Annotated in this window: 7 protein-coding genes; 4 read left to right on the top strand and 3 right to left on the bottom strand. The window is 53.3% G+C overall.

Annotated features, from left to right (window positions below):
• The first annotated feature begins 756 nt into the window (after positions 1–756).
• The 3 genes from HNR65_RS17190 to HNR65_RS17180 all read left to right on the top strand — a co-directional run bounded on the left by HNR65_RS17190 (position 757) and on the right by HNR65_RS17180 (position 6821).
• On the top strand, positions 757–1704 hold the full coding sequence (locus tag HNR65_RS17190; RefSeq protein ID WP_232364822.1) for a glycine betaine ABC transporter substrate-binding protein: 948 nt from the start codon (positions 757–759) through the stop codon (positions 1702–1704).
• Positions 1704–3953, top strand: coding sequence for an ATP-binding protein (locus HNR65_RS17185; RefSeq protein WP_181552769.1), 2250 nt, complete (start codon positions 1704–1706; stop codon positions 3951–3953). Before HNR65_RS17190 ends, HNR65_RS17185 begins: the two co-directional genes overlap by 1 nt.
• Positions 3954–4067: 114 nt before the next feature.
• A complete protein-coding gene (locus HNR65_RS17180) occupies positions 4068–6821 on the top strand; it encodes a hybrid sensor histidine kinase/response regulator (protein ID WP_181552768.1) in 2754 nt (917 codons plus the stop codon).
• On the opposite strand, the gene HNR65_RS17175 is transcribed toward HNR65_RS17180, so the two are convergent.
• Positions 6818–8098, bottom strand: coding sequence for a B12-binding domain-containing radical SAM protein (locus tag HNR65_RS17175; RefSeq protein ID WP_181552767.1), 1281 nt, complete (start codon positions 8096–8098; stop codon positions 6818–6820). The two genes, HNR65_RS17180 and HNR65_RS17175, sit on opposite strands and share 4 nt — an antisense overlap.
• A 316-nt stretch (positions 8099–8414) precedes the next feature.
• Between HNR65_RS17175 and HNR65_RS17170 the strand changes: the two genes are divergently transcribed.
• Positions 8415–9329 (top strand): mechanosensitive ion channel family protein, encoded by a 915-nt coding sequence (locus tag HNR65_RS17170; protein WP_435051294.1) that lies wholly within the window; start codon positions 8415–8417, stop codon positions 9327–9329.
• Here HNR65_RS17170 and HNR65_RS17165 read toward each other — a convergent pair.
• Together HNR65_RS17165 and HNR65_RS17160 are read right to left on the bottom strand one after the other, a co-directional pair.
• A complete protein-coding gene (locus HNR65_RS17165; protein ID WP_181552765.1) occupies positions 9316–11037 on the bottom strand; it encodes an SLC13 family permease in 1722 nt (573 codons plus the stop codon). The genes HNR65_RS17170 and HNR65_RS17165 overlap by 14 nt on opposite strands.
• Before the next feature lie 87 nt (positions 11038–11124).
• Positions 11125–11646, bottom strand: coding sequence for a universal stress protein (locus tag HNR65_RS17160; protein ID WP_181552764.1), 522 nt, complete (start codon positions 11644–11646; stop codon positions 11125–11127).
• Between the last annotated feature and the right edge of the window lie 191 nt (positions 11647–11837).

Genomic DNA, 11837 nt, shown 5'->3' with positions numbered 1-11837 from the left:
TATAATCTGCTTATCCTGAGTCAAATTGGAAGCCCTCTCCAGGGTCGGCCGGGGTTATGCACAGAAATTTGAAGCAAGTTTTTCAGGAAGCCCTATGTATGTTTCGCTATTCTTCACCTCCTTCCGGGTTGCCAATGTTTGCCACATAAGACTTGCATCTTGGTTAAGTCAAAATTAAATATTACTTTTTGATATTATATAGTATTCAGAATTACAGCATGTGTGTCCATCTTATCTGATTTCTCTAAACGAAAACCGGAGAGCAAATCCCGGGAAGACTTCAAGATCTACCGGATTTATTGAAATGAATTTTCGCAAGCAAGCTCTATCGCCTGCAGGCGACTTAATTCCAAAACCTGTATTGATCAGATAGTAAAGTTTTGAACATAATAGGAAGGGTCGCAGTTCTGGACAATTATTTTTGGAAAAAACGTTGTTTATTTCAGCGTTCATAAAAATCTTAACCGCTTGGGTGGTGAGCAATTTGATAATCCTGAAAAAGGACTTTATGGCAACGCGAAATAAATGTCAACAATTTTTTTAATGTTTAAAACATCAGAAATTTATAATATTTCTAAAATTGGATTACTGCAGAAAAAGATTGCCCAACTGCCAAAGACCGACAGAACCCAAATAGATAATCCGCATTCCATAAGAACATTTCAATAGTTACATGTGTCCTCGATGGCCTGTTGCAAGGGCAGAAGTCCTTTTTGATAAAAATGTTTACGGCAATATCGTATTGATTTATTATAAATGATTTTGTGTAAACAACGATCAGCGGAGGGCTGTAATCTGTCACCTTTTTCTTTTTCCCGCATCCCCGGCTGTGCCCCAAGGGTTCTGTGCCTGCTTTTATGGATTTTTATCCTTTTTTCCGGCTGTATATCCGAGGAAACCGGTGTTGATGAGCCGGAAAAAACCAAAAATCCCGTAAAGATTGTTTATGTGGATTGGGCCTCGGAAAAGGCCAGTTCCAATGTGATCAAGGCTGTTATCCAAAAGAAGCTCAACCGTGAGTGCGAGCTGCTGCCGGTCAGCCTGGGCGCCATGTGGGAGTCAGTGGCCCAGGGGGACCAGGACGGCATGGTGGCCGCCTGGCTGCCTTCGCTGCAGGCGGGTTTTTTGCAGGCATACGGGCCGCAAATGAAGTTTCTCGGTGTCAATCTGGAGGGCACCCGAAGTGGGCTGGTGGTCCCGGCATACGTGGAAATCGATTCCATTGCGCAACTCAGCAGGCACCGGGAAAAATTTCATCGCCGGATCATCGGTATCGATCCCCAGGCCGGAATCATGGCAAAAACCGAAGAAGCCATGGCCAAATACGGCCTGGGGGAATTTGAGCTGATTTCCGGATCCGGACGCACCATGACCGCAGCCCTTGGAAACGCCGTGGAGGACGGCGACTGGATTGTTGTCACCGGCTGGACACCCCATTGGAAATTTGCCAAATGGGATCTCAGGTATCTCCAGGACCCGCTGGGCGTTTATGGCGGCAAAGAATACATTGGCACGTTTGCCAGAAGAGGGCTGGCCGAAGACATGCCGGATGTGTATGCACTTTTAAAAAATTTCAAATGGCGTCCGAAGGATATGGAGCAGGTGATGCTTTACGCACAGGATGAAAACACCAGTTATTTTCAGGCGGCCCTGCGCTGGATCCGGGAGAATGACGCGCTTGTCAGCACCTGGCTGGATCAATAATGCCTTTTCACGATAACCGGCCCATGATTCGAAACGGAAAAAAACATGAATCCGCCACCGTCCGCGAGCGCTCGGCGCGGCCGTGGATTTTTGCCTCCATTGCCATGACCCTTGTCCTGGTGGGGCTTTTGGTCTGGCACCTGGTTTATTCCTATCATCTGCTGACCTCCCTGAAGGAAAGGGAGTTTGTCATGGAGCGCTGCTCCTGGCAGCTGCTGCTGCATGCCGAAACCATGAAAATGGCCGCCCTTATCGGCGCCAGCAGCGGGGATCTCAATTGGGAAACCACCTACCGGGAAACCCGGCCGGAGTTAAAGGCCCTGCTGGAAAAAATCCCGGATTTGACCGGGTCTTCGGAAGTGGACCGGCTTATCAATGAAATCCGGCAGCACCTGGCGGTTACCCACAACCTTGAGGAGCAGGCTTTTGACCTTGTCAGCAGGGCGAGGAAAAAAGAAGCGTTCAATCTGCTTGGCGGTTGGCTGTATACGAAAAATCAGCTTGCGTTTTCCGATAAGACCCGGAATCTTGTAGAGTTGATCCATGCGCGCCTTGAGCGCAAAACCGCCTTTGGCCTCACCCGGGCCGCGCTTTTGATCGCATTGATTTGTCTTGGCGTGCTGGTGTTTTCCTGGACCGTTGCCCTGAAGATGTGGCGCGCTGAGTCCCGGGAAAAACAGGCCGCTGAACAAGCCCTGCGTCGTTCCGAGAACTACTACCGTGCCATATTCGAGACATCCGGTTCAGCCATGCTCATCATTGAAGAAGACACCACCATTTCCCGGGTCAATTCCAATTTTGAAAAACTTTCCGGATATCGCCGGCAGGCGCTCGAAGGAAGAAAATCCTGGCCTGAGTTTGTTCATTGCGATGATGTGGCCTGGATGAAGGAAAAACATGATTTGCGGCGCAAAAATCCGGATGCGGCACCCGGCCAGTATGAATGCCGTTTTATTGACCGAAGCGGCCGGATCTACAACCTGCTGATCGCCATTGACATGATTGCCGAAACCAGCCGCAGTATTGCTTCCTGCATTGACATCACCGGGCGCAAGCAGGAGGAAAAAGAGCGGGAGAAATTGCAGGCCCGGCTGCTCCAGTCCCGGAAAATGGAGTCCGTGGGCCGGCTGGCAGGCGGTGTTGCCCATGATTTTAACAATATGCTGGCCATTATCAACGGGTATGCGGAAATGACCATTGACATGCTGGATCCGGAAGCGCCGTTCTATGCCAATATCCGGGAAATTTACAACGCCGGCAAGCGCTCAGAGGACATTGTCCGGCAGCTTCTGGCGTTTGCGCGCAAGCAGACAATCTCTCCGGTGGAAATGGATCTCAACGACGCTGTTTCAGGGCTGCTGAAAATGCTGCAGCGCCTGATCGGTGAAAACATTGAGCTTGTCTGGCACCCCGGTGACAACCTGTGGCCGGTCAGAATCGATCCCTCCCAGCTCAACCAGATCATGGCCAATCTGGCGGTCAATGCCCGGGATGCCATTGTCGATGTGGGCCAATTGACCATAGAGACAAAAAATATTGTTTTGGATGAGGGTGGCTGCAAGGCGCAAGAAGGCCCTGCCTCCGGGCAATACGTCATGCTGGCGGTCACGGACAACGGCTGCGGAATGGAAAACGAAGTGCAGGACAACCTGTTTGAACCCTTTTTTACCACCAAGGAAACCGGCGAGGGTACCGGCCTGGGTCTGTCCACAATTTACGGCATTGTCCGGCAGCACAACGGCTTTATCAATGTGGCAAGTCAGCCCGGCAGGGGCACGACCTTTACGATATACCTGCCCCGCTGCAAAGACCCGCAATCCTGCCCGAAAATTCCAGTGCAATCCGGGGCGCCCCTGCCCGCAGGTTCAGAAACCATACTTATGGTCGAGGATGAGGCGGCCATTCTGCAGGTGGGCCGGGAGATGCTCGAAAGCCTGGGTTATAAGGTGCTCACGGCTGCAGCGCCGGAAGCGGCGTTACAGCTTTTCCGTGAATATGAAGGCACCATAGATCTGTTGATAACCGATGTAATCATGCCGGAGATGAACGGCCGGGACCTGGCCGAAAAACTGACCGCCGGGAGTTTCAGGCTCAGGGTGCTTTTCATGTCCGGCTATACCGCCGATGTTATCGCTGTCCACGGTGTGCCCGGCCAGGGGGTGCAATTCATGCAAAAACCCTTTTCCATTCAGGAACTGGCGGCAAAAGTGCGCGGGGCCATTGACCAGACGGTTGAACCCTGCCTGTAATTTCACGTGCGCTTTATTTTTTGTCAAACCATCCGATAAGTCGGCATATTCATCAATGATAGAGAAAGCCGCAGCACATTGACGCACGACGACATCCGCCGGATATTTCATGAAATGAAGGTCAGACAGCTTGAAGCCGAGCTGCAGAACCGGGAGCTGCGCATTCGTCTTGACGAATGCGGCAGCCGGAGTGCGTTTTTGACCACCATCATTGAAAACATGCTGGATCTGGTCTCTTTTGCAGACCTGGAGGGAAACCTCAGGTTTGTGGGAAAATCTCATGAAATGTTCGGCTATGATCCGGAGTTTTTGGTCGGAAAAAATGTGTTTGCTTTTGTGCACCCGGATGATCTGCATCGGGTGTTGCAGGCATATAAGGCGCTTGTGGGATCAGACGACCCGGCCAGAATCGAGTATCGCTTCAGGTGCGCGGACGGATCTTATCTGTGGCTTGAGACGCGGGGCGTTTATGTAAAGGATCAAAACGGCCGTGCGCAGGGCGTTATATTCAGTTCAAGGGATGTTACCGGGCAACGGCAGACCCGGGAGGCCCTGGAAAAAAGCGAGGAGAAATTCCGCTACCTGTTTGAAAAGGCGGAAGAAGGCATCCTGGTGGTTCGGGGGGAGGTCCTTGAGTTTGTCAACCCCGCGGTTGAACGAATCCTGGGATATTGCGCAGCCCGGATTACCGCAGCGCCCTTTACGGTCTTTATTCATCCCGATGACCGGGATACCATGCGCGATCTTCATCTCCGGGCAATGCAGGGGGAGTTCCGGGAGAAACAATCTGATTTCCGGGTGATCACGGCTGACGGTGCAGTGAAATGGCTCCGCGTCCATGGCCAGATTATAGATTGGGAGGGGGCACCGGCAAACCTGTCTTTTCTTACCGATATCACCGAAAGCAAGCTGGCCCAGCAGCAATTAATAGAAAGTGAAAAGCGGTTTGCAAAGGCGTTTCGATCCAGCCCCGCCCCCCAGGTCATATCCGATATTGAAACAGGTGAATTCATTGATGTCAACGACCGCTGGGTAAACATGCTGGGCTACACCAAGGAACAGAGCATCGGCCGGAGTTCAAAGGAGGTGGGCATCTGGACGGATCCCGCTGAAAGGGACCGTATTGTGGAAAAACTCAACAAGCACGGATTTTTCAAGGATGAGCCCGTTGAGTTCAAAACAAAGCACGGCAAAGTTGTCCATGCACTCTGGTCTGGCGAGGCTGTCAACCTGGGGGACCGGCCGGTCATGCTGTCCATGTTGTATGACAGAACCGCGCAAAAACAGATGGAAGATGCCCTGCGCCAAAGCGAGCAGCGCCTGAGCCTGGCACTGGATGCGGTCAGTGACGGCGTATGGGACTGGCGCACGGATATCAACGAGGTTTATTTCAGTCCGCGCTGGTACACGATGCTTGGATACGAGCCTTATGAGCTGCCGGAAACCTATGCGACATGGCGCCGGCTGCTGCACCCGGATGATCTGGAAAAAGCCGAGAGCGTCGTTCTCCGGCACCTGACATCGACTGCGCCTTTTGCGCTCGAATTCCGGATGAAGACAAAGGAGGGCGGCTTTAAATGGATCCTGGATCGCGGCAAAACCGTGGAAAAAGACGTTAAGGGAAATGCCCGGCGCATGCTCGGCACCCATATTGATATTACCAAGCGCAAGCAGGCAGAGCAGGAACAGGAAAAACTCCAGGCCCAGTTGCATCAAGCCCAGAAAATGGAATCCGTGGGCCGGCTGGCAGGCGGGGTGGCCCATGATTTCAACAACATGCTGTCGATCATCAACGGGTATGCAGAGCTTTCCATTGATATGCTCGAGTCCGGAGGGCCGCTTTATGAAAACATCCGGGAAATTTACAATGCCGGCAGACGCTCGGCTGACATTGTGCGGCAGCTTCTGGCGTTTGCGCGCAAACAGACCATCAGTCCTGTGCAGATGGATTTAAATGACACGGTTTCGGGCCTGCTGAAAATGTTGCAGCGGTTGATAGGCGAAAATATTGATCTTTCCTGGCATCCGGGCGGCAGTTTGTGGCCGGTGAAAATCGATCCGTCCCAGGTTGACCAGATCATGGCCAATCTGGCGGTCAATGCCCGGGATGCCATATCCGATGTGGGCAAAATGACCATAGAGACGAGAAATGTGGTCATTGATCAGGATTACTGCCGGGTGTATCCATATTTTGTCCCCGGTGAGTATGTCATGCTGGCCGTCAGTGACAACGGCTGCGGTATGGAAAAAGACGTTCAAAAAAATCTGTTTGAGCCGTTTTATACCACCAAGGAGACAGGCAAGGGCACCGGCCTGGGCCTGTCCACGATTTACGGGATTGTTAAGCAGAACAACGGTTTTATAAATGTCTACAGCGAGCCCGGACAGGGCAGTGCCTTTAAAATATACCTGCCCCGCCATGAGCCCGAAGAGGCGGGGCAGGGGTCATCAGCGAAATCCCATGAACAAATGCCCACAGGTACGGAAACCATACTGATTGTCGAGGATGAAGCCGCCATTGTCCACCTGACCCGGGGGATGCTCGAAAAGCTGGGCTATGCAGTGATAACGGCCCGGAAACCCGAGGATGCATTGCACCTGGCCGCAAGTCATGAGGGCCGGATTGATCTGCTGATCACGGATGTGGTCATGCCGGAGATGAACGGCCGGGACCTGTCCGCCAGGCTGTCAGTGAACAATCCGGCGCTGAAAACCCTTTTCATGTCGGGCTATACCGCAGATCTCATCGCCTGTCACGGGGTCCTGGACAAGGGTGTGCAATTTATTGAAAAGCCCTTTACACAAAAGGACCTTGCAATAAAGGTGCGCCAGGCTCTTGGGCAGCAAAACCAGCAGGGCGGCCATTAGTGCATCCACCCGTTATTCCGGGAAACGGCTTCTTTGACTGTATCCTGCAGCCAGCCGTCCAGGCCGGGCTCAAGATAAAACACGGGTTTGAGAAGGCTGGCATCCGGGGCAATGAATCCTTTTTGCCGGGCGATGTCGGCCAGCGGGGTGGCGGGGTAGATGCGGATGCCGCCGGTGAGCTTGACGGCTTCGAGTTCAAGGGATTCTGCAAATGCAATGCTTTGCCTGACGCTCTGCCGGGTTTCGCCTGGCCCGCCAAGCAGCAGAAACCCCATTCGTTCAATGCCGTGCCGGTAAAGAATTTCTGATGCCCGGCGGATTTCTTTTTTGCCGTATTTTTTGTTCATGGCCGAAAGCACCTGTTCGTCTGCGCTTTCAAAACCAAGGCTCACAAAGCGGCATCCGGCCCGGGCCATTTTTTCAGCCAGGGTCTCGTGGAGGCCGGCGGGATAAATGATCCCCTGCCAGGTGATATCAAGGTCCGCTTCCGCGATTCGGTCGCACAGGGCAGCGGCATACGAGTCGGGGAGGTTGAATGTGTTGTCCACGAAAAAAAAGCGATCAAATCCGCTTTCTGAAAACCGCCGCAGATTGTTTACAGCGGTTTCTGGCGCATGGCTGCGCATATGCCGGCCTTCGATGGCCGGGGTGGAACAGTAGCTGCAGTTCATGGAACAGCCCCGGCGGGTCTGAAAGGGCATCATGAGTTCATGGCCATCTCCGGATGGGCCTGCGCTGAGATGAATACCGGGCTCCGGCATGGGATAGGCATCCATCTGCGGGTTTTGAAAAGGGGGTGCCGCAAGGCCTTTGCTGGGCCTCCAGAGCCCGTTTAACCCGTCCAATGAGGTATCTTTTTCCATGCGCCCAAGCAATTCACACATGGCCCATTCCCCTTCGCCCTGGATGCCGAAATCCGCGCCCAGGTAATCAAGGGCGGATTCGGGAAATATGCTGTAGCCCGCTCCGCCCAGAACAATGGGGGCATTTGAGCGCCTGCGGCACTCTTTGATCACCGGTTTTACCCGGGACAGGAGGAAATTGGGTGCGTCCCTGTCCTGGTCATCGATGTTTCTGACAGAAATGCCGATGACATCCGGCACAAATTCTATAATGGCCGGCACCAGGAGCCGGTCCACATGCCGGGGTGCCATGAGGTTGACCACACGGATATCATGGCCGCTGTACTCGACGGCTGCGGATACGCAGCCCAGTCCCAGCGGCAGAACCGGTATGCTGACCTGCTCGGTGTTGGCGGAAACCATCAATACGCGCATGCGCTCTTTCTTTTGCCCTGGGAGGTGAAAGCCTTTTGACGGATCGGCTGTATATGGTAACTATAATATAAACAGACGATGCGTCCAAACAACATTTTCAACGAAAGAATTCTGCATGAACGGATTGACCGGATCTGCCGCCAGTGTTCCCTCCTGGCTGCCCGCATGGCTTGAAAGCACCTGGCGCCTGCTGGGGGCGTATCCATTTCTCCTGGCCCTGGTGATTGTGGTGGTGGGCCTGTCGCTGGCCTTTTTGGTGCCGCGCTTCATCCTGTACTGGGGGCTTCGGATTGCGGACCGGGCCAATGCAGAGCTGATGGGAAAGCTGCTTCGGGTGGGCGCCCGGGTGGCCGGGCTATTGGTGGGCTATATCAGTCTGGTGACCGCTTTGCACACCCTTGCGCTGAACGAATTTGCCACCAGCGTCATCATCCGGGTGCTGCTGAGTTTGCTTTTGCTGCAGTTGATGCGTGCAAGCCTTCAGGCCAGCCGCATTGCCCTGGAAATGTTTGGCAAAATCCGCGACCGCTTTGCCATTGTGGAAGAGCGGACCCTTCCCCTGTTTGACCTGATGATGACGGTTGTCATCATTGCCATTGGCTCATATGCGCTTTTGCAGGTATGGCACATCGATGCCACCGCGTGGCTGGCTTCGGCCGGAGTCATTGGTATTGCTGTGGGTTTTGCGGCCAAGGACACGCTGGCCAACCTGTTTGCCGGTTTTTTTATCATTGCGGATGCCCCGTACAAGCTCGGAGATTATGTTGTGCTGGATTCCGGCGAGCGCGGCGAGATCACCAAGGTGGGTATCCGCTCCACACGCCTGCTGACCCGCGATGACGTGGAGGTAACAATCCCCAACTCCGTGATTGCCAACGCCAAGATCGTCAACGAGTCCGGCGGCCGGTGGGTCAAGTATCGCATTCGGATTAAGGTGGGCGTGGCCTACGGCTCAGATGTGCAACAGGTGGTGGACCTGCTTGAAAATGTGGCCAAAAGGCACACCCGTGTCTGTCAGCAGCCTGCTGCACGGGTTCGCATGCGGGGATTCGGGGACTCGAGCCTGGATTTTGAACTGCTCTGCTGGATTGAGCGGCCTGAACAGCGGGGTCTTGTGGCCCATGAACTCTACATGGCCATCTACAATGCACTGGCAGAAAACAACATTGAAATTCCGTTTCCCCAACGGGATCTGTGGGTCAGAAAAGTTCCGGGTCCTATGCCCAGATAGGCACGCTCATCAAGTCGATACCCCAGACCCATGCCAGGTAGTAAATGGTCAGCACCGTAACGATAATGATGCCGAACAGGTTCATGTACACCCCTGCTCTGGCCATCTGTGGTATGGTTATGTAACCGCTGGCAAAAACAATGGCGTTGGGCGGTGTTGCCACCGGCAGCATGAAGGCAAACGAGCAGGACAGCGCCGCGGTTGCCATCAGCGCGTAGGGATGCATGCCCATGGCCAGGGCCATGGCCGCCATAACCGGCATCAGCATGGTCGATGTGGCGGTATTGGATGTGATTTCCGTTAAAAATATGGCCATGGTAATCACTGCGCAGACAATGAGCACCATCGGCGCCTCTTCCAAAACTTTGAGCCGCATGGCGATCCATTCGGCGAGCCCGGTTTCGGAAAATCCGCCGGCAATGGCAAAGCCGCCCCCGAAAAGAATGAGAATTCCCCAGGGCAGCCTGTTCATTGTCTTCCAGTCCAGAAGGAAACGCCCTTTTTTGAGGTCAACCGGCCATGCAAAAAGCACCAGCGCCCCAAGTATGGCAATGGTGGCATCGCTCATGCCCGGAAATATATCCGAAAGCAGAAAACCCCGGACCAGCCACAGAAACGCAACCGAGGCAAACACAATGAGCACGTGCAGCTCTTCTTTGCCGATCCGTCCGAGCTCACCGAGTTCCCGGCGGATGAGATCCTGCCCGCCGGGAAGTTCTTTGAATGTGATTTTAAAGGCAAAATGGGTCAGGTAGTACCAGCAGAAAAGAAGCGATACCACGGCCAGTGGCACGCCGTAGGTCATCCATTGCCCGAAACCGATTTCCTGGTTGTACATTTCCTTGACCACGCCTGCAAACACCGCATTGGGAGGGGTGCCAATCAGGGTTGCAACGCCTCCGATGGAGGCCGAATAGGCGATGCCCAGCATAAGGGCGGTGCCGAACGCGAATTTGCCAAGAGATACGTTTACATCCAGCTTTTCTTTTTTTATCAGCACGGCAAACTGTTGTATAACGGCAAGTCCGATGGGCACCATCATCATGGTGGTGGCGGTGTTGGAGATCCACATGGAAAGAAAGGCCGTGGCCGTCATGAATCCGAGTATGATCCGTTTGGGCCCGCAGCCGATCATCAGGATGATGTTTAGGGCGATGCGCCTGTGAAGATTCCATTTCTCCATGGCCAGGGCGATCATAAAGCCGCCCATGAAGAGAAACACCAGGTGATTGGCGTAAGAGGGCGTAACACTGGAGGTATTCATGGCCCCGGTCAACGGAAACAGTACAATGGGCAGCAAAGCCGTGGCAGGTATGGGGATGGCCTCGGATATCCACCATACGGCAATCCATGCAGTGCTTGCCAGTACGGCATGGGCTTCAGGGGTCATGCCCTCGGGAGTGGACATCAGAAAAATTGCCAAAAAAAGCAAAGGCCCGGCAAGCAGCCCGATTTTCTGCCGGGCGCTGTAATGGGTATAATCGCCAGGGTCCTTGCCACCGTTTCCCCCGTGTCCTGCGGAATCGTCTCCGCTTCCGGCCGGAAGTACATCCTCGGAAAAATCCGCCTCGTGTTTTTCCGTCCCGTTGTCTGCCGTTGTGCTCAGAAATGTTGAGGGAAAGCGAAAGGCAAACATGTTCTTGGTTTGCACGTGCAGATGCCACAGGTAAGACCAAAAATTGTTTGCAGATCCGGTGAAGCTGTCCATTGTGATCGTCCCTTGTTTAAAAGATGCCAAATTTTGTTTTTTTTCAACGCAAACCGTAAGGGGGGCGGCTGAAGCGACCCTGCTGCATCACTGGTCTATGGGAACGGCCACCACGGGTATCTTTGATTCCGACAGAACCTTGTGGGTCGTCGTTCCGAGAAGGTTCTGGAGCAGGCCGTGGCCGTGCGTGCCCATTACGATGAGGTCGCAGTTTTTTTCTTTTGATGTTTCTATGATTTTTTCAACAGGGTTGCCGAACAAAACCATCACCTCATCGCTTGCCGCAGTCTTGCCGTACCGGCCGGCCTTGGCGTTTTCCGAAAATCGGGTCAGGACTTCCTGAACGATCCGGTTGTCGCGGCTTTTGCCGCTGAGTGTCTCCCGGGTATCCCGGATATGCTTTTCCTTGATTGCTTTCCATTGCTCTTCATGCAACAGATTTTTCAGTGAAGGCTCTATGGCCGGGTAATCCTCAATTACGTGAAGAATAATCAGCCTTGAATTATATGCATCTGCAAAGCTGGCTGCGTAGGAAAAGGCATGCAGAGCGGTATCTGACAGGTCCGTGGTGTAAAGGATGGTTTTTATGTCCATATTCCGGATTTTCATGGGCGGATTCTCCTTTTTATTTGGCTTGACACTGTGGCCCCCTCTTTTATCATAGGCAGCACTGAGATCAAACTATATTTCCGTGCCGAACCTTTGAATCCAAAACATTGTTTTGGTCCCGGCATTTTCAATTTTTACTTTCCTTTTTCCGGGTTTTCGTAAATAATCCGGCAGGAAAAAACGATTTCACC

The sequence above is a fragment of the Desulfosalsimonas propionicica genome (genome assembly GCF_013761005.1).
In the GTDB taxonomy this organism is placed as follows: Bacteria; Desulfobacterota; Desulfobacteria; order Desulfobacterales; family Desulfosalsimonadaceae; genus Desulfosalsimonas; species Desulfosalsimonas propionicica.
This window is presented reverse-complemented; position numbering and strand designations above follow the sequence as displayed.